Here is a 19,679-nt window from a genome sequence, read left to right as displayed (position 1 = left end):
TTAATAATATAGCAAATAAAAGAAAAAAATGCTTCTGAATGACTCAAAAGCATTATATATGTATATCAAATGTATATTTTGTTACGCCGATTTAAAAATTCGATTAATCGGAATGACATTTCCTTGTTTTAAAATGACTCTTTGGTCGGTTAAACCCCAGACCGTGGTTTCTACTACCTTTTTCGATTGATTGTCTTCAAAGTAAATTTTGATTTTGGAATGCTCTAAATTTCCTAAAGAAAGGGCACGATTTAAGTCGGAAAAACGTTGCTTAATTTCTGCAATATCTTGAAGAACTTCTGATTTTGGAAAAGACAATTGGGCTATCTTTTCTTTCTCGATGGATTCAAACTGTGTAGCCATAATAGTAGATTTTAATTATTGATTAGATTTATTGGGTAGAATAAAATTAATAAAATATATTTACCCAACCTATTTTTTTAAACTTATTTTTTTCTTAATTGATGATTGTAACTCTTTCAAATTCAAAATTATCGGCACAAATCAATGCTAAAGGAGCAGAACTTGTTTCATTAAAAACCAACGATTCTAATGAAGAATTTATTTGGGAAGGTAATCCTGACTTTTGGGGAAAGCATTCGCCTGTACTTTTTCCGATAGTAGGGACATTAAAAAACAATTCCTATAATTACAACGATAAAAAGTATCAATTATTACGTCATGGATTTGCTAGAGATGCTGATTTTAAACTAATTAACTCAAATAAAACTGAGGCTACTTTTGCTCTAAAATCTTCAGCAGAAACTAGAAAAATATATCCGTTTGAGTTTGAATTGCAATTGACTTACATGCTTTTAGATCAACAATTATTCATACGTTATTCCGTTATCAATCACGATTGTAAAGCGATTCCATTTTCTATTGGAGCACATCCTGCTTTTGCTTTGCCGAATGATTTTGAACACTATTCGCTAGCATTTAGTGAGCAAGAAACCCTAAAATGTTACACTTTAGAAAATGATTTAGTTTCCGATACTACTTTTGAAATTGAATTAAACCACAAAAAATTACCACTAACCTACTCGACTTTTGCTAATGATGCCTTAATTTTTAAAACATTGTCATCCAAAGAAATTACCCTTTTAGAAAATGATCTTCCGAAATTAAAAGTGGTTTTTGACGATTTTAAAAACTTAGGAATTTGGACTAAAATTGGTGCGCCGTTTATCTGTATCGAACCGTGGTTGGGTTATTCTGACACGATTCACTCTAATGGAAATCTTTTCGATAAAGATGGAATACAAGTTGTAAATGAAAATTGCAGTTTCAATTGCCATTTCTCCATTCAAATTTTATAAATTCACAAAAAATATAGCCTGTGTTAGACATCAATTTTCATCCTTTTCAGAATTTAGAAACCGAAAGACTACTTCTCAGACGTGTTTCTGTTACCGATGTAAACGAAATTTTAGAGCTTCGTGGCAATCCCGAAACGATGAAATTTATTCCGAGGCCTTTAGTAACAACCAAAGAAGAAGCGTTGGAACACATCCAAATGATTGATGATAAAATTGAAGCTAACGTAGGCATCAATTGGGCAATTACACTTAAAGGAAATCCCAAACTTATTGGAGTCATCGGTCATTATAGAATTCAACCCGAAAACCATCGCTGTGAAATTGGATACATGATTTTGCCACAATACAACGGACAAGGTATCGTTACCGAAGCCATCAAAGTAGTTTTAGAATACGGTTTTGACGTGTTAAACATGCACTCCATTGAAGCCGTAATCGACCCTGATAATCATGCGTCGGAGCGGGTTTTACAAAAAAACGGATTTGTAAAAGAAGCCCATATTTTGGAAAACGAATTGTGGAATGGTAAGTTTTGGGACACTATTATTTATTCGCTTTTAAAAAGAAATTTCAAAAGATAAACAACTATATGAACGAATTTGAAAAACAATACCAAGAGCTGCAGGGCTTTTTAAAGTTTGAAGACTTTTCTATTCTGACCAAACGGATTATTGATTTAGCACTCGATACAGAAGAAATACCTCATTATAAAAAAACACTTGATTTTCTGACTTGGCTCGATCAAAATGAAAACAATACCGAAGCTAAGAAAGAAAAATACCAAACAATACTATCTGAATTGTATGCTACGCTAAGCAAAAAACCTACAGCTTCAAAGCAAATTCTGGTTTCGACACAAAATTTAGAGAAAAGTTATGGTACATCCAGCTTTGGATTGGGTCCGATAACCTTGGAATTGCAACAAGGTGAAATTTTGGGCTTGGTTGGTGAAAATGGAAATGGAAAAACCACATTGCTGCGGTGCCTTTGCGGCGAATTATATGCTACAAACGGAACGATAAATTATCATTTTGAAGGTACCAATCAATACGACTTACGAACAAAGTTGGTGTATATTCCGCAACGAACCGACACTTGGTATGGCTCAATGTTTGAAAATTTACAATTTACAGCGGCTAGTTATGGCTACAAACCAGAAGAAAACGAGTTGATTGTTGAATTGACAATTGCACGATTGGGATTGCGAAAATTTAGAAATCACAGTTGGAAAAGTTTGTCATCGGGTTACAAAATGCGTTTTGAACTGGCTCGAATGTTGCTACGTAAACCACAAATTTTATTGATTGACGAGCCTTTAGCAAACTTAGACATTCTAGCGCAACAAACCGTTTTAGAAGATTTTAAAGCCATTGCTAAATCGCCTTTTAGACCCATTGGAATTGTACTGAGCTCACAGCAATTGTATGAAGTTGAAAAAACCTCTGACCAAGTCATTTTCTTAAAACATGGAAAACAAAAAAACCTACATGAAAAAGCAGCTGCTGAAAACGAAATTGTACCCGAAAACAATTTGGTTATCGAATTTGAAAGCGATTGGGCTCAAAGTGAATTAGGAGCTATTTTTGAGAAGAAAAACATGCTTTCGTTGCAATTTAATGGTGGCACTTATATTGTAACTTTTCCAGAAAGCATGTCCGTTTACGACTTTATGCAACTGGCAATCGAACAGAAAATTCCGTTGCAATATTTTAGAAACATCTCCAAATCAACTCGTCGCTTTTTTGTATCTTAAAACGTAAAAATCATGTTCAAAAACATTCAGAAATACTTACTCATCCATCAACCACTTTTGTGGAATTTAAAAATTGTACCCATTAGTATAGTGCTGGTCCTTTTTCACATACTGTTTTTTATAATTGGATATTACAATGGTACCTTAAATTTTCTTGAAACAGAGCGAAATTACAGTAGTGATAATGAAAGTATCACCATCTTTTTTGGCATTTTATCGGCAATAATCATTTTAATTTTATGGTTGGTTTATTATTTTAAAAACAATGCATTCAAATCGTTTTATCCTAAAAAAAATAATTCCTTATTCAAAGAATGGCTATTAATATTAGTAATTTGTTTATTGCTAAGTACTTTTTCAGCTTCTTTCATTTCGGGAAAAAACATAAAAATTAGAAGCTATTTTACCGAATCAGAGCTTAAAAAAAGATGTGAAATCATCAGTCAAGCCTCTATTTTTTATGAAGGTTCATTTCAAGAACCAAAAGAAGTAGAAATAAAAGTAAATGATACTCTAAAAAGTGTTCCGTTGGATTATTTCGTCTTCCAAGGAAAAAAATATGAATTGAATTCGCTGCTCAATAAAAATGTAGAAAGCTTTTCAATTTTTAACTCTAAAGAAGATTCTATTAGAAAAGTTACTGTAAAAACGTGGTTGGTTAATAATGAAAAAAATAAGGTGAAATCGCTGTTTTCAGACTATTTAAAAATCGCAAAAGAGCATCAACTAATAGCAAATGTCGATGAAGAAAAGTGGTTAGCATTGGTATATCATTACCCTAATTTTGTATCAGAATACAAAGTAGCAACCTATGAAAAAGACGATTATAGCAATTATAATTATTCAAACAACAATGAGGTTGCGGTAGCCGCAATACCAGAAAATGAAGAAAAATTCGATACGATAAATCGGTATATAAAATATGTTGGAGAAGAACGAATTGTGTATAATAAATACTTTGTCCCTGCAAGCGCCTTAAATTATAATTACTCTATTATTTCTGAAAGCTATTCCAATCCTTTAGTCAATTATGAGATGCTTTTGGTTATGTTTTATTTTGCTTTAGGATTGTCAATTGCGTTGTTTTCGTTTAGAGTTACATCGGGTAAAAGTTGGCTTATTGCCCTTGTTTCTGTTGGTGTTTTCAATATTGTTTTGGGAATTACGAGTGCCGTTGCCTCTTCCGAATATGTGTATTTAATTGGTGTAGCATCGATGATTACTTTTGTATTTATATACTTCTTATTCGTAATTTATAGGAAGAAAGGAAAAGCCATTTCGGCTATTTTGTTGAATGTTTTACTGTGGAGTTATGGTGCCTTTTTTCCGATATTGTATTTCTTAGCCATGATTATCTGCAAAAGTCTTAGTAACTACTATAATTACAATGGTGGTGTTACTATTAATACTGAAGATGCGAATTACAAAATGTACCGATTATTAGAAGATAACATAGAATACATGCTCTATGTAAATCTAGCTATCATTTTTATAATGATGTTTTTCTTTTCGTATAAAATAAAACAATGGAAAGGCGTAGCTGAAAACTAAAACAAGAAACCCTTTCCGTGTAGAAAGGGTTTTCTTTTATAATTTTGGTAATGTTCTGATGTACAATTCTTCGACCTTTTTTCGTGCCCAAGGTGTTTTTCGTAAAAAAGTAAGGCTCGATTTAACACTCGGATTTTCATTAAAACATTTAATCTTTATCAATTCACCTAAAGTATCAAACCCATAATAATCGACCAATTGTTCAACGATTTTTTGCAATGTAATTCCGTGTAAAGGATCTTTTGAAGTGTTGTTTTCCATACCGCAAATATAAAAAAAAGTCACCATTAAAAATGATGACCTTTTCGTCCGAAATGAATCGGAACTAACCAATAACTCTAAATAATTCTAATACATTAGAATAAAAATTTCACACCTACCATTAAGTCACCCAAAGCTCTATCACTCAAAGTGTTCATAGGCTGCGCATTAAATCCGAATGTAGATGATTTTGTTCCACCATCAGGAGTTGATGTAGTAGAACCAATACTTACTAAATTAAAAGAAGTTTCAACAGTCATCCATTTGTTTACTACATAATCAAAACCTGGAGCAAAATCTAAACTCACGCTTGTTGTTTTAGTTTTTACAGCATCTTTACCAAAAGTCATTGGTAAGGCAGCTTGTCCATAGAAGTACAATCCACCAGAAATATTCCAATATTTTCGTACTAAAGGTTTAACCACAAAAAGATTTCCTGTTGTAGAAGAACCGGTTACTGGAGTATATTTAGAACCAATGTTTCCAACACCCAAACCGATAGTTACATCAGGAGAAACGAAAGTACCTACTATAGGAAGAACCGTTGTAGTAGCTGTTTTATTTCCAGCGGCATCTTTAGATGAACCAAACTGAAGTTGTCCAGAAACCCACCATACTCCTTCTAATCCTTTACTTTCTTTTTTCTCTTGTGCATTTGCAGTTAACCCAAATAAAGCTATCGCTGCAACTAATAAAATTTTTTTCATTTTGTTTTAGTTTTAAAATTATACGACAAATTTATTGTCAAGAATCTACTTAAAAACTGACATATATCATTGTTTGAAATTTTTTTTGACACTAAATAATTTTACTTTTTGTTTCATTATTTTGTTAGTACATTTGCCTCAGAATGATAAAAACGGCCAACATACTTAATAAAAGAGCACGGTTTGATTATGAAATAATTGAAACCTTCACGGCAGGTATTGTGTTAACTGGAACAGAAATTAAATCCATCCGACTCGGGAAAGCGCAAATAGCCGAAAGTTTTTGTGAATTTAATAATGGTGAGTTATTTGCCATCAATACCTATGTTGAAGAATATGCTTTCGGAAATCAATTCAATCACAAATCGAGAAGCGAACGCAAATTGCTTTTAAACAGACGCGAATTAAAATCGCTTGCCCGAAGTGTGGAAACTAAAGGGTTGACCATCATTCCACTTCGATTGTTTACCAATGAAAAAGGCTTAGCCAAACTCGAAATTGGATTGGCACGCGGTAAAAAAACTTTTGACAAACGCGAAACTTTAAAAGAAAACGATACCAAACGTGATTTGGATAGGATAAAAAAATCGTTTTAATTTTTTCCTATATGAAAGATCTTTTAAAAAATGCGAGGGAAAATAAGAATATTAGAACGCGTGAACTCGCCGAAATTACTAATATCGATCAAGCACTAATCAGCAAATTTGAAAACGGTCAACGCATTCCAACCGAAAAACAGATTAAAACATTAGCTGCTTTTCTTGAAATTGATCTCGATACTATTTTAGTCGCATGGTACAAACAAAAACTTCTAAATCGGGTAGATTTTAACACCCAATCGATACAAGCTATTACCGAAATTCTAAAAGAAAAAGGTATCGAATTGAAAAACAACGATAAAGAAATTCAAATGGCCGCCATCTTATCGGAAATAGACAATTTAAAAAACAAACTAAGTAATTTGTAATACCATAAAAAAACCCATCTAAATGAGATGGGCTTTGTTTTTATTTGAATCCGACGATTTGCTCTTCTGCGGCAATCACATCGTCTACATACTTCTTAAACTCTGGATAATCGGCAACCGAAATTTTGTCCCAATTCAAGGTAACCTTACGCGTTACTTTGAGTGAGTTTGGCTTCACCAATTCAAAAGAAATTTGATATTTATGACCTTTAAAAGTAAACGATTTACTTTCAGGTAATTCGGTAAATTTCTTATCGGCAGCCACATTCAAAATTACTTCTGAATCGTATTCATTAGTCGTTTCATAACTAAAATAATCAATATCGTATTTTCGAGTTTCTAAAGCAATGATATCTCTTGTATATACATTATCTAATAATGGAACATCGGTGATTTTTAGGTTTCCAACGGTTTGTATGCGTTCTGAAATGGTGAACTGCGTTTCAAACGTAATGTCTTTATCGTACATCTCATTTTTAATGATTTTAGACGATTGCAACGAAACTACTTTTTTCAATTTTGCATTGTAATCTTCTTCTATCTTTTTCTTGCGAACGTCTTCTGTAGTGGCGTCTGAGAACAATTCATTGTAATACGATTTGTTGGCTCCTTCAACCGTAAAGGTATTGACAAAGTTTTTTGATTTTTCATCAATAGTCACCACTGTAGACGATTTTGAAATATTTCTTAAGGCATTATCAAATGGAATTGCGATGATTTTAGATTTTTCATTTTCAGCTTTATCAAACGATATTACCAAAGCATTGGCATGATACAAGCTGCTCGGAAGCGCTTTAAACGGCAAATATTTATCGGTTAATTCTAAGAAATATTCTTTGTTGTCGATACTCACTTTTACAATACAATGATTGAAATCGTTAGACGGCAACAACATCGAAGTAAATCCGTTGTCGTTGGTAGTTACTAAAACCAAGTTAGCTTTCAATCCTGCCAATTGTGACAAGGCAACAAACAAGGTAGAAACGTCTTTACAATCTCCTAATTTAGTCGTAATGGTTTTGGATGGTTTTTGCGGAACATACCCACTTTGTCTGAAATCTAACGAACTGTATTTGATGTTATTTTCAATATACGAGTAGATTTTTTTGGCAATTTCTTCTTGCGGAATTCCAGCTACACCTTTAGGAAAAATTTCGGCAAAAGTGTTTTTAGTGATTTTATCTAATTTCAAATTTTTCTTCACTAAATCTGAATACCAATTAGAAATTTCTTTCCATGTTTTAATCGTACTCACGCGAATAGTGTTAGTAAGATCACTAAAATTAGGTGCATAAGCCTCATTCAAAGCCATCGCAGGAACGTTAGATCTTTTCCAAATCATACACGTTTTATTGTTGACTTTTTTGGTCGTTGCCGGAACCGTTCCGTTGATAAAATCGGAAATATACTCAGTTCCCGGAGGATAAATAAATCCGAAAATTGCTTCAACTGCTGGGTAATAACTATTGAAATAACACGATAAATCAAAATCTTTATAGAATCTACCATACGAGTTTTCATAGCGCTCGTATTGTATGTAGATCACATCGCCAATTTTCAAATCGGTGAATACTAACGTACCATCGCCTTCTTCTGCTGGAACAATTGTTCCGTCTTGCTTTACAATTTCCGATTTTAAAACGGTATTGCTATACGATTGAATGTTGTATTCTTTCATTTCTTCAATTCCTTTTTCGGAAGTGATTTCATATAAATAGGTCACTTTAGATTTTCTTCCGCCTTCTGGTAAGATATTTACGATGTATTCATCCAACAAAGTAGTTACCCCAAAATCGCCTTTTAAGGTGGAATTGCGTCTTTGTTTGATTACTTTATAAATGTCTTTCGTTGCCACTTCTTCAATTTCATCAGGTGTTTTAGTAATGTCATACAATTGCTTGCGCAACGAACTGTTTCCTGAATTGTGCAATAGCGATTCTCTGAAATATTTTTCAGCTTCTTTGATGTTGTTTAAATTGTTGTAAATAGTTCCTTTTTTCTGTAAAAGTGTGAACGAATAAGGGAAATTAGCCAACGCTTTATCTACTTCTACTAAAGCATCATTGTACTTTTTATCATCCACTAAAAGATCAATGTAATCAGATCTTAAATCGTTAGAATAAGTATATTTGTTGCTCACATCGTGCAACATCTTCTCTACATCCTCTTTTCTATTAGCGTCTTTATAGTATCTTTTTAGCTGATTTAAAGCCGTGAAATTTTCTTTTTTGGCAACCAAATTTTCAAGCATCGTAATGGCTTTGGATTTGTCGTTTTTCAATTGTTCATAAATACCCGAAAATGTAGTAATATAGAACTCATTATTATTGGATTTCGAAAACAAAAGATCTACTTTTTCAAGCATCAAATTCACGTCCGATTTTCTAGAGGCAAGAATAAAGTCGAACAACGTAGTAATCATATCCGATTTTATGATGACTGTTTTCTCACGAAACTTTTCTAACTCAACAATATTAGTACTGGTAAGCCATTCTTGATCTTGAATTTTATTTAAAATATTGTAATAATAATTTTCATCGTTGACTTCCATATTTTTCGAAATCTCTTCTACTTTTTGAGTTTCCTTTTTGTTCGAATAATTAGTCATTAGCATAACTTGAATCAACGATGACTTAGGATATTTTTTTATCAATTCCTCAATCACATCATTTGCTTCGTCGTTTTTACTGTTGTTAGAATACGAATTAAACAACAAAATTTTGTACAATACATTATCCGGATTTTTGGCAATCATATCTTTGAAATAATTTTCAAAATCAGGATTGATTTCAATCGGATTCAATTGTTCAAGCGTCGATTTGTTGTAGGGTTTATAAGTATTTGCATAAGTCAAATCAGAAAAAACCATTCCAGCTTCGTCTGTTAAGGAAACAAAAAAGTTATCATTGTTAGATTGTGTGGAAAGTTTTACCAACAATCGATTGGTTCCTTTTGCCAATTTGAATTTGACGCGATACGCATTCAAATCGGTATGTTCTGCCATATTATTTACATAAATTTCAACATCGTTTACAAAGATTTTGATGGAAGAGCTCGTCCCAAAATTCACCACAACATCTTTATCCGAAGGTGAATCAATAAACACTTGCGAATAGATAATTCCGTCACCATACTCCGATTCATTGCTGTAAAAATGATACCCTTCTGCTTGTTTATCTACCGGAATATACCAGCCGATTTTACCGTTGCTATTCGCATCAAAAAGTTTGTCGTTTTTGGCATAAATTTCTGGTTCGTATTCAGTTTCTAAACCACTATCGTTTAAATTTTCAAAGACACCACAATACTGCCAATCTTGGATAGCATTCAATTTCTTTATGTTAGCTGCAAATCCAGCTTCATCTTTTCTTCTACGGTCGCAAATGGCTTTGAAATAAAGTACTAATGGGTCTTTTCCAAAAACTTCGGAAGCGGCTAAAAGGTCTATTTTTTTATACGTAAAATCATTATACCCACTAGAACTAGCATTGTCCATTATGTAAGGTTTGTACCAAACTGGGTACAAATATTCTTTTTGTTTACAGGCTTTGATAAACTTTACAACATACTCGTCGTCAAAAGCCAAACGTCCCGATTCATATTCCAACATAGCATCTAATAAAAGGTAGTCGACGTTGGTTTCTTCTTTGGCTTTCAAATCTTTATCAAAAAGTTTTCGGGCTTCTTCACGCTTATTGGCTAACAATAAATCCCAAACTTTTTTCTCACTAGTTTGTGCAAAAGCAACATTCACAAACAGTACGCAAATGGCAATGATTTTTTTCATTAATCTATAGGGTTTGATTTTTTAGAACGACAATATACTAATTCTATTCGAATTCAATATATTAATTCTTATTTTCTAATAAGGGTACAAATTTGAAATCGCCAAATTCATGTTTTTCAAATTGTGTTTCGTTTTTGCGAATGAGCATTGTCATGATTTGATCTTTTTCACCAACTGGAATGACTAACCTGCCACCAATCTTTAATTGTGCCATCAAAGGTTGCGGAATGATTGGTGCACCTGCCGTAACGATAATACTATCAAATGGAGCATGATTGGGCAAGCCTTTATAACCGTCACCAAAAGATAAATGTTTAGGACGGATTCCTAATTTTGGTAACAACAACGAAGTAATTTTAAACAATTCGTTTTGGCGTTCTACAGAATACACTTTGGCGCCCAAATGACACAAAACAGCCGTTTGATAACCGCTTCCTGTTCCGATTTCAAGTATTTTATGGTCTTTTTTTACTTCCAATAACTGGCTTTGAAAGGCAACGGTGTAGGGCTGTGAAATGGTTTGGCCCGCCGCAATAGGAAAAGCTTTGTCTTGATACGCAAAATCTTCAAAACTAGAATTGAGAAACAAATGACGCGGAATCTTTTTAATAGCTTCCAACACATTTTTATCCGTTATTCCTTTTTCTTCCAGCAATTTAGCCAGTTGATTTCGAAGTCCTTGGTGCTTATTCGTATCTTTCAATTTGGGTGGTAATTTGTTGGTGTAAAAATAGACGTAAAAAAACCAAAAAACAAATTCCAATTTCCAAAAAAAACTTGAAAGCGATACCTTAAAACTTGGAACAAATATCTTATTTTTGTTGAAAATACTTTTTTTATGCTTAAAGTTGGCGTTTTAGGTGCCGGTCACCTCGGAAAAATACACTTACGGTTGTTACAACAATCTGAAAAATATGAATTGGTTGGTTTTTATGATGAAAATCAAGAAAATGGCGCCAAAATTGCGGCCGAATTTGGATACAAACAATTCGATACTATTGCCAAATTGATTCATGCGGTAGATGTTATCGATATTGTAACACCTACCCTTTCGCACTACAAATGCGCTAAGGTTTCGATTAAAAGTGGCAAGCATGTTTTTATTGAAAAACCCATTGCAACCACAGTTGAAGAAGCCGAAGAAATCATTGCTCTAGCCAAAGAATACAATGTTAAAGGACAAGTTGGACACGTAGAGCGTTTCAACCCAGCATTCATCGCCGTAAAAAACATGATTGAAAATCCGATGTTTATTGAAACGCATCGTTTGGCCGAATTCAATCCGCGTGGCACTGATGTTCCGGTTGTTTTAGACTTGATGATTCACGATATTGATGCTATTTTGAGTGTGGTTAAATCGAAAGTAAAAGCGGTTCATGCCAGTGGCGTTTCGGTTTTGAGTCAGTCACCTGATATTGCCAATGCTCGCATTGAATTTGAAAACGGCTGTGTGGCTAATATTACTTCGAGTAGAATTTCGATGAAAAACATGCGCAAGTCGCGTTTCTTTCAGAAAGACGCTTACATTTCGGTAGATTATTTGGATAAAATTTGTGAAGTCGTAAAAATGAAAGAAGCACCCGAAGTTCCAGGTGATTTTGATATGATTTTACAAAATGCAGAAGGCGAGAAAAAGCAAATCTATTTTGCTAATCCTGACGTGGCTCCCAACAATGCTATTTTAGATGAATTGGAAACTTTTGCTGATGCAATTAACAACAATACCACTCCTATTGTGACTTTAGAAGACGGCACGGAAGCCTTGCGTGTGGCGTATATGATTATTGATTCGATGGAAAGCTTGTAAAATGACTAGAAAAGATTTCATACTAAATTCGATTTATAAAAGTACCAGAATAACCAAAATAATTCTGTATTTTTCTGTTGTAATTTATTTGATTTACTTTTTAAAAAATTCTTTATTTGATGAAAATAGTACTGAACGACAAGTTTCTGTCTTAGGATTATTGGTTTTTGGATTTTTGTGTTTAGCATGGTTTGTTAAATATTTTTTACATACCGTTTGGAATAATTTTCCAATAAAAACACAAAACCTACTTAATGCTTTTTTCAAAATTTTAGAATACTTGAGTATTATTTTTCTCATTTATTATGCCTATCAAAACTGGAATAATAATAAATTAATGGTTCTTCTGTTTGGAGCCATATTTCTTTTTTCCTATACTAAAAACATATTAAAACAAACTAAACAAACCTAATGAAAACAATAGCTGTAATTGGTGCAGGAACGATGGGCAACGGAATTGCTCACACCTTTGCTCAAAGCGGTTTTACCGTAAAATTAATTGATATTTCTGAAAAATCTCTAGAAAAAGGAATGGCAACCATAGCTTCCAACCTTGATAGAATGGTAGCCAAAGGAACGATTTCTGAAGAAGACAAACACAAAACCATCGGAAACATTATCACTTACACCGACATCAAAGATGGCGTAGTGGGAACCGATTTAGTGGTAGAAGCAGCCACTGAAAATGTGACACTTAAATTAAACATTTTCAAACAATTAAGTGAAGTATGCGACCATAATGTGATTTTAGCCACCAATACTTCTTCTATTTCTATAACCCAAATTGCTGCACAAGTAGTGCATCCAGAACGTGTTATCGGAATGCACTTTATGAACCCAGTGCCAATTATGAAATTGGTAGAAATCATTCGCGGATACAACACTTCAGACGACGTGACGAAAATCATCATGGATTTATCCGTCAAGTTAGGAAAAACACCAACAGAAGTTAATGATTATCCCGGATTTGTAGCCAATAGAATCTTAATGCCGATGATCAACGAATCGATTGAAACGTTATACAATGGCGTGGCTGGTGTTACAGAAATTGATACGGTTATGAAACTCGGAATGGCGCACCCAATGGGACCCTTACAATTGGCAGATTTCATCGGTTTGGATGTTTGTCTTTCGATCTTAAACGTAATGTACGACGGATTTAAAAACCCTAAATATGCGCCTTGCCCTTTACTGGTAAATATGGTCATGGCTGGAAAACTCGGCGTAAAATCGGGTGAAGGTTTTTATGATTATTCGGAAAGCAAAAAAGCAGAAAAAGTTTCTAAACAGTTTAAATAAAATTAACCGCAAGGTTCGCAAAGATGGCGCAAAGCACGCTAAACCTTGCGAACCTTGTGTAAAACTTAGCGCACTTTGCGGTTAAATCATGAGCAAAATAATCCCTTTCAAAGCCGTTCGTCCAACGCCCGATAAAGTAGCTTTGGTTACTTGCAGAAACTACGACGATTACTCGCCGGCAGAACTCGCTGCATGGTTGAATTTCAATCCGTATTCGTTTTTGCACGTGATTAATCCGGCTTACGTGCATTCGCAAAAAATCACATTAGACAAACGTTTTAAAGGTGTAGCGCACAAATATCAAGATTTTAAAAACGATGGCATTTTTGTAGCTGATGAAAACGCTTCGTTTTTTGTGTATGAAATTCAAACCAAAACGCAGTTGTTTACCGGAATAGTAGCTGGAACTTCTATTGCCGATTACAAGAATAACATCATCAAAAAACACGAAGATACGTTGCAATATCGTGTCGAATTATTCAAAGATTATTTGCATCAAACCGAATTCAATACCGAGCCTGTTTTAATTACTTATCCCGACAAAACAGCCATTAATAATTGGATTTCGGAAAAGAAAAAAGAACAACCCATTTATCATTTTTCGACCACCAATAAAGAAAAACATACGCTTTGGAAAGTAGATAATGTCAACGAAATTCGATGGTTGGAAGAACAATTTGAAAACATTCCCGAATTGTATATTGCTGATGGGCACCATCGTTCGGCGTCTGCAGAGCTTTTGTACGACCAAAATCAACATTTAGGCAACGAACACTTAAAGTATTTTATGAGTTTTTTGATCGCAGAAAGTAATGTAAAAATTTATGAATTCAACCGAATCATCCGCGATTTGAACGGGCATTCCAAAGATGCTTTTTTAGAGCTATTGTCGGAACATTTTATCATCAAATCAAAAGAACAAGAATTGTGGAAACCGCAAGGCAAGTTTGAATTTGGCATGTATTTAGACGGAAATTTTTATGCCCTTTTTTATAAATTAGGCTCGAGCGATAGCGAACTGAAGCAAAATAATAATCCATCGCTCTTAGAAAATCTTGATGCTCAAATTTTATACGATAAAGTACTGCAGCCTATTTTGGGAATTGAAGATTTACGCAATGACGAACGCATCGAATACATTCCTGGAAAGCAATCCATTTTAACGATTAAAGAATTGGTAGACGAAGGCGAATTTGAAATTGGATTCATGCTTTTTCCATCTGATATTTCAGAAATAAAAGCCTTGGCAGACAACCATTTGATTATGCCTCCTAAAAGTACGTATATAGAACCAAAGTTTCGAAGTGGATTAATGGTATATGAATTATAAGTTTTAGAAAATAGACGAAAGAAAATAGACACCCATTTATAATGTCAATAAAAGAAAATTTACTTCAAATAAAATCACAACTTCCCAAGTCTGTGACTTTGGTAGCGGTTTCCAAAACCAAACCAGTTTCCGATTTAATGGAAGCATACCACGCTGGACAACGCATTTTTGGAGAAAACAAAATCCAAGAAATGACCGAAAAATGGGAACAAATGCCCAAAGACATTCAGTGGCACATGATCGGTCATGTTCAATCCAACAAAGTGAAATACATGATTCCGTATGTGAAATTAATTCATGGCGTAGACAGTTTGAAATTATTGAAAGAAATCAACCGATTGGCAGTGAAATGGCGCAAAAAAGTAGATTGCTTATTGCAAATTCACATTGCCGAAGAAGACACCAAATTTGGATTGGATGAAAAGGAATTACAAGAATTACTAGCTTCTGAAGAGTTCAAAACTTTTGAAAATATTCGTGTGGTAGGTTTGATGGGAATGGCTACATTTACCGATAATGAAGCGCAAATAAAACGTGAATTTCAACATTTGAAAACTATTTTTGATCACCACAACCAACTTGAAACTCCAAACTTGAAACTTGAAACCCTATCCATGGGTATGTCTGGCGACTACCAAGTTGCCATTGCATGTGGCAGTACGATGGTTCGGATTGGAAGTAGTATCTTTGGAACACGATAATAGAACATAGAAACTAGAGCAAAGACTTTCACTAATCACTAACGACTAATTACTAATCACTCAATTGTACGCAATACTTGACATAGAAACCACTGGTGGTCAATTTAATGAAGAAGGAATTACAGAAATCGCCATCTATAAATTTGATGGTCATGAAGTAATCGATCAATTCATTAGCCTGGTCAATCCCGAAAAGCCAATTCAGCCGTTTGTGGTGAAATTGACTGGAATCAACAATGCCATGTTGCGAAGTGCTCCCAAGTTTTATGAAGTTGCCAAACGCATCATCGAAATTACCGAAGGTTGCATTTTGGTAGCACACAACACGTCATTTGATTATCGCATTTTAAGAACGGAATTCAATCGTTTGGGGTATGATTTTGTAAAACCGACGTTGTGTACCGTTGAATTATCTCAAAAATTAATTCCGGGACAAGCTTCTTACAGTTTAGGAAAATTAGTTCGTGCCCTCGGAATTCCAATGGCAGACCGGCATCGTGCGAGCGGTGACGCCATGGCAACAGTAAAGTTGTTCAAAATGTTATTGGCCAAAGACACCGAAAAAGAAATTCTCATCAGTTCCATTAAAGCCGAAATCAAAAGCGGATTAACCCCGAAATTACTAGATATCGTTGAAAGTCTTCCGAGTAGAACAGGCATTTATTATATGCACAACGAAAAAGGCGATTTGATTTATATTGGCAAAAGCAAGAACATCAAAAAGCGTGTCAACCAGCATTTTACAGGAAGTGCTAATAAAAGTAAGAAGATTCAGGTTGAAGTTTTTGCCGTGACTTATGAAGAAACCGGTAGTGAATTGGTGGCTTTGTTGAAAGAAAGTGAAGAAATCAAAATCAACAAACCCATTTACAATCGAGCACAACGTAAAAGCATTTTTCAATGGGCGTTATATGACGTTGTAGATGAAAACGGCTACCTCAATTTGAGATTGGAAAAAGCCGACGGCAGAAAAAAAGAAATCACGTCCTACACGTCCCTGCAAGAAGGAAAAAATGCCTTGTACCGAATTACTGAAAAACACAATTTGTGTCAAAAATTAAACGGTTTATATGAAACACAAAACGGCTGTTTTCAACACAAAATAAAAGAATGCAACGGCGCGTGTTTGGGCAAAGAAACACCCGAAACATATAACCAACGTGTTGAAGAATTTATTAACGAAATGGCGTTCAATAACAACAATTTAGTGATTGTTGATCGAGGCAGAACCCTGAACGAACGCAGCGCTATTTTAATCGAAAACGGCATTTACAAAGGCTATTGTTTTTACGATTTGAATTACCAAATAAACAATATTGAAGTGTTGAAAAACATTCTTATTCCGATGCAAAATAACCGTGATACGCGTCAAATAATTCAGAATTATTTGAAAAAAAACAAAGTCATGAAAGTATTAAAATTTTAATTTTTTTAGCAGCTATTCCCGCTATCCGTTGCAATCTTTTATTGCCAAAAGTTTTTAAAAAATGGGGCTGATTTCCAAGCAATAAAAGGATTTTCACTGCTATCGGGGCTAGGATAATCGCTTCAAAATTAACGTTCGGTATTCAAAATTGAAGGTTGAACAAATGAACAAAGAATTTTGAAAGAAAAAAAATGAACTACCTCATCACCATCATCGGACCAACAGCCATAGGAAAAACTTCCTTAAGCATTGCCTTGGCACAACATTTTGGATGTGATATTATTTCGTGCGACAGCCGTCAATTTTATAAAGAAATGAAAATTGGTACGGCCGTTCCTACTGATGATGAATTGGCTGGAGCACCTCATCATTTTATTCAAAACAAATCAATTTTCGAATCGTATTCTGTGGGTGATTTTGAAAAAGAAGCTGTAACCCAACTTGACCAATTGTTCTTAAAAAACAACATCCAAATCATGGTCGGCGGTTCGGGTTTGTATGTTGATGCGGTTTTGAAAGGCTTTGATGATTTCCCAGATATGGATTCGAGTGTTCGAGAACAAATTAATACCGATTTTGATACAGAAGGCATCGTCTATTTACAACAAAAGTTGCAAGAATTAGATCCTGATTACTACATTAAATTACAAAGTGAAAACCCACAAACACTGCTCAATCCACAACGCATGAAACGCTTTGTAGAAGTGTGTATCGGTACTGAAAAACCCTATTCTTCGTTCTTGAAACAGAAGAAAAACAATCGAAATTTTACCCCAATTGTTATTGGTTTAGAAGCCGAAAGGGCAATCATGTACGACCGAATCAACCAACGTGTTGACTTGATGATTCAAGAAGGCTTATTGGCAGAAGTTGAAAAATTATATCCAAATAAAGAATTAAACGCCCTACAAACCGTTGGCTATCGCGAACTGTTCGACTACTTTGATGGAAAAGCTTCATTAGAATTGGCCATTGAAGAAATCAAAAAAAACACACGCCGATTTGCCAAACGTCAATTGACCTGGTTTAAACGTACTGAAAATGCAATTTGGTTTGATTATTTGATAAACAAGGAAGTTATTATAGAGGCTATCCAAAAAATAATTCATAATACTTAATTATTTATATGCCTATTTCACCAAATTTCACGTCTATTTTAACCAAAGAATGGGACATTAATTTTTTGCAATGCTACCCAAATGGCTATTTAAAATATACCGAATTGTGCAATCTTTTGCAATTAACCGCAGCAGCCCATTCGGAAATTGGCGGCATTAGTTTTAGTGATATGCAAGAGTTTAATCAGGCCTGGGTGTTGAGTAAGATGCGCGTTGAAATTAAGCGTTTACCCAAGTGGAAAGATAAAATCACGATTAAAACTTGGATTAATACGCTCGAAAATTCGCGTTCCAACCGTTGTTTAGAGGTGTATTTGGGTGATGAAAAATTGGTTGGTTGTGAAACATTTTGGGCTGTTTTCAATACCGAGAAAAGACGACCAGAAGCCTTGGCGTTACCCCACGAACATTTTGAGAAATACCCTAGTATGACCGCAACGGAAAAGACATTTTCTAAAATTGACATTCAACAAAAACTGGAATTGGTTGCAGAACGTGTCGTGCAATTGTCGGATCTGGACATTGTGAATCATGCCAACAACGTAAAATACTTAGAATGGTGTTTGGATTTAGTAGATTCAGAAATAATATTATCTCAAAAAATCAAAGCGTTTGACATGAATTTTATGAAAGAACTTTCGGAAAAAGAGTGTATTCAAATTTCAAAAAACGAATCCTTGTTTACTATATCGAAAGATGGAAAAGTTTGTTTTGCCTTGGAATTGGAGGTATAGTTAAAATACAGATTTCACAGATTATCACAAATTATTTTATTTGCTTTCACGAAGACTTTTTTTGAATTTGTGATACAAATATCTTAGTATTCATAGTACCCTAGCCCAGATTGTAGAGGAAATCCTTTATAAATCCGTCAGGTTTATAAAGATTGGAACGGAAAGCTGGAAAGAGCTTCTCATAAAAAAAGCCCCAATTTCTTGGAGCTTTCTGTTTATTTTTTAACAACTAATCTAAATCCTTCACCATGAATGTTTAGAATTTCTACACCTGGATCGTCTTTAAGGTATTTTCTTAATTTGGCGATATACACATCCATACTTCTGGAAGTAAAGTAGTTATCGTCTCTCCAAATTTTAGTTAACGCTAATTCTCTTGGCATCAAATCTTCTACATACAGCGCTAGCATTTTTAGCAATTCGTTTTCTTTAGGTGATAACTTAATTGGTTCGTTACCAGGAAACGTTAGAAAACGCAATTTAGAATTTAGGTGGAATTTACCGATTTGGAATTCAAATTGTACGTTTTCGGCTTTGGTTTCAGAGGATTTGCGTTGCATGATGGCTTTGATTTTCATCAATAATACTTCTGAATCAAACGGTTTATTTAGGTAATCATCGGCACCCACTTTGTATCCTTTTAGAACGTCTTCTTTCATGGTTTTGGCCGTTAAGAATACGATAGGTACTTCTTTATTTTTTTCACGGATTTCTTTGGCTAATGTGTACCCATCTTTATAGGGCATCATGACATCCAGAATACATAAATCGTAAGTGTCTTTTTTGAATTTCTCAAAACCTTCCATACCATTCTTTGCTAGAACGACTTCAAAGTCATTTAGCATCAAATAATCTTTGAGAATGGCACCAAAGTTTTGGTCATCTTCGACTAATAATATTTTTTTGTTTTCCATAATTT

At 34.2% G+C, this 19,679-nt stretch carries 19 protein-coding genes; 13 read left to right on the top strand and 6 right to left on the bottom strand.

All coding sequences use genetic code 11. The annotated features are described in order from the left end of the window. Nucleotides 1-81: 81 nt before the first annotated feature. Nucleotides 82-363 (bottom strand): hypothetical protein, encoded by a 282-nt coding sequence (locus ACODSI_RS12770; protein WP_488917244.1) that lies wholly within the window; start codon nucleotides 361-363, stop codon nucleotides 82-84. Between the two features lie 101 nt (nucleotides 364-464). On the opposite strand from ACODSI_RS12770, the gene ACODSI_RS12765 reads away from it, so the two are divergent. From ACODSI_RS12765 to ACODSI_RS12750, 4 genes are read left to right on the top strand one after another with little or no spacing between them, the layout of a single operon-like run. Then, entirely contained in the window at nucleotides 465-1,319 is an 855-nt protein-coding gene (locus tag ACODSI_RS12765) for an aldose 1-epimerase family protein (protein ID WP_488917243.1), read from the top strand. A 20-nt stretch (nucleotides 1,320-1,339) separates the two neighbouring features. After that, the gene (locus tag ACODSI_RS12760) at nucleotides 1,340-1,900 is read left to right on the top strand and encodes a GNAT family N-acetyltransferase (RefSeq protein WP_488917242.1); all 561 of its coding nucleotides are present in this window, start codon (nucleotides 1,340-1,342) and stop codon (nucleotides 1,898-1,900) included. Nucleotides 1,901-1,908: 8 nt separating this feature from the next. Beyond that, nucleotides 1,909-3,072: an ABC transporter ATP-binding protein gene (locus ACODSI_RS12755; RefSeq protein WP_488917241.1), complete on the top strand. Its 1,164-nt coding sequence runs from the start codon at nucleotides 1,909-1,911 to the stop codon at nucleotides 3,070-3,072. Between the two features lie 12 nt (nucleotides 3,073-3,084). Further along, complete coding sequence (locus ACODSI_RS12750) at nucleotides 3,085-4,623, top strand: hypothetical protein (RefSeq protein WP_488917240.1); 1,539 nt, start codon at nucleotides 3,085-3,087, stop codon at nucleotides 4,621-4,623. 36 nt (nucleotides 4,624-4,659) lie between these two features. On the opposite strand, the gene ACODSI_RS12745 is transcribed toward ACODSI_RS12750, so the two are convergent. Next, complete coding sequence (locus ACODSI_RS12745) at nucleotides 4,660-4,884, bottom strand: VF530 family protein (protein ID WP_488917239.1); 225 nt, start codon at nucleotides 4,882-4,884, stop codon at nucleotides 4,660-4,662. A 95-nt stretch (nucleotides 4,885-4,979) separates the two neighbouring features. Next, on the bottom strand, nucleotides 4,980-5,591 hold the full coding sequence (locus tag ACODSI_RS12740) for a hypothetical protein (RefSeq protein WP_488917238.1): 612 nt from the start codon (nucleotides 5,589-5,591) through the stop codon (nucleotides 4,980-4,982). Between the two features lie 143 nt (nucleotides 5,592-5,734). Between ACODSI_RS12740 and smpB the strand changes: the two genes are divergently transcribed. Both smpB and ACODSI_RS12730 read left to right on the top strand, forming a co-directional pair. Then, the gene (gene smpB, locus ACODSI_RS12735; protein WP_488917237.1) at nucleotides 5,735-6,187 is read left to right on the top strand and encodes an SsrA-binding protein SmpB; all 453 of its coding nucleotides are present in this window, start codon (nucleotides 5,735-5,737) and stop codon (nucleotides 6,185-6,187) included. A gap of 11 nt (nucleotides 6,188-6,198) precedes the next feature. Continuing rightward, nucleotides 6,199-6,558, top strand: coding sequence for a helix-turn-helix domain-containing protein (locus tag ACODSI_RS12730; RefSeq protein WP_488917236.1), 360 nt, complete (start codon nucleotides 6,199-6,201; stop codon nucleotides 6,556-6,558). 40 nt (nucleotides 6,559-6,598) lie between these two features. Here ACODSI_RS12730 and ACODSI_RS12725 read toward each other — a convergent pair whose 3' ends face one another. Both ACODSI_RS12725 and ACODSI_RS12720 read right to left on the bottom strand, forming a co-directional pair. Continuing rightward, a complete protein-coding gene (locus ACODSI_RS12725; protein ID WP_488917235.1) occupies nucleotides 6,599-10,345 on the bottom strand; it encodes a transglutaminase domain-containing protein in 3,747 nt (1,248 codons plus the stop codon). A gap of 61 nt (nucleotides 10,346-10,406) precedes the next feature. Further along, entirely contained in the window at nucleotides 10,407-11,048 is a 642-nt protein-coding gene (locus ACODSI_RS12720) for a protein-L-isoaspartate(D-aspartate) O-methyltransferase (RefSeq protein WP_488917234.1), read from the bottom strand. A gap of 135 nt (nucleotides 11,049-11,183) precedes the next feature. On the opposite strand from ACODSI_RS12720, the gene ACODSI_RS12715 reads away from it, so the two are divergent. From ACODSI_RS12715 to ACODSI_RS12685, 7 genes are all read left to right on the top strand, one after another. Beyond that, complete coding sequence (locus tag ACODSI_RS12715) at nucleotides 11,184-12,152, top strand: Gfo/Idh/MocA family protein (RefSeq protein WP_488917233.1); 969 nt, start codon at nucleotides 11,184-11,186, stop codon at nucleotides 12,150-12,152. A 411-nt stretch (nucleotides 12,153-12,563) separates the two neighbouring features. After that, nucleotides 12,564-13,451 (top strand): 3-hydroxyacyl-CoA dehydrogenase family protein, encoded by an 888-nt coding sequence (locus ACODSI_RS12710; RefSeq protein WP_488917232.1) that lies wholly within the window; start codon nucleotides 12,564-12,566, stop codon nucleotides 13,449-13,451. Nucleotides 13,452-13,539: 88 nt separating this feature from the next. Beyond that, a complete protein-coding gene (locus ACODSI_RS12705) occupies nucleotides 13,540-14,781 on the top strand; it encodes a DUF1015 domain-containing protein (RefSeq protein WP_488917231.1) in 1,242 nt (413 codons plus the stop codon). A gap of 41 nt (nucleotides 14,782-14,822) precedes the next feature. Then, the gene (locus tag ACODSI_RS12700) at nucleotides 14,823-15,482 is read left to right on the top strand and encodes a YggS family pyridoxal phosphate-dependent enzyme (protein WP_488917230.1); all 660 of its coding nucleotides are present in this window, start codon (nucleotides 14,823-14,825) and stop codon (nucleotides 15,480-15,482) included. 64 nt (nucleotides 15,483-15,546) lie between these two features. Further along, nucleotides 15,547-16,908: an exonuclease domain-containing protein gene (locus ACODSI_RS12695; protein WP_488917229.1), complete on the top strand. Its 1,362-nt coding sequence runs from the start codon at nucleotides 15,547-15,549 to the stop codon at nucleotides 16,906-16,908. 191 nt (nucleotides 16,909-17,099) lie between these two features. Continuing rightward, the gene (miaA, locus tag ACODSI_RS12690) at nucleotides 17,100-18,026 is read left to right on the top strand and encodes a tRNA (adenosine(37)-N6)-dimethylallyltransferase MiaA (RefSeq protein WP_488917228.1); all 927 of its coding nucleotides are present in this window, start codon (nucleotides 17,100-17,102) and stop codon (nucleotides 18,024-18,026) included. A gap of 8 nt (nucleotides 18,027-18,034) precedes the next feature. Further along, complete coding sequence (locus ACODSI_RS12685) at nucleotides 18,035-18,760, top strand: acyl-[acyl-carrier-protein] thioesterase (RefSeq protein ID WP_488917227.1); 726 nt, start codon at nucleotides 18,035-18,037, stop codon at nucleotides 18,758-18,760. A gap of 215 nt (nucleotides 18,761-18,975) precedes the next feature. On the opposite strand, the gene ACODSI_RS12680 is transcribed toward ACODSI_RS12685, so the two are convergent. Then, complete coding sequence (locus ACODSI_RS12680) at nucleotides 18,976-19,674, bottom strand: response regulator transcription factor (protein ID WP_488917226.1); 699 nt, start codon at nucleotides 19,672-19,674, stop codon at nucleotides 18,976-18,978. Between the last annotated feature and the right edge of the window lie 5 nt (nucleotides 19,675-19,679).

This window comes from Flavobacterium sp. FG139 (assembly GCF_057809695.1).
Note: the sequence above shows the minus strand (reverse complement) of the source record. Positions and strands in the feature narration are given on the sequence as shown.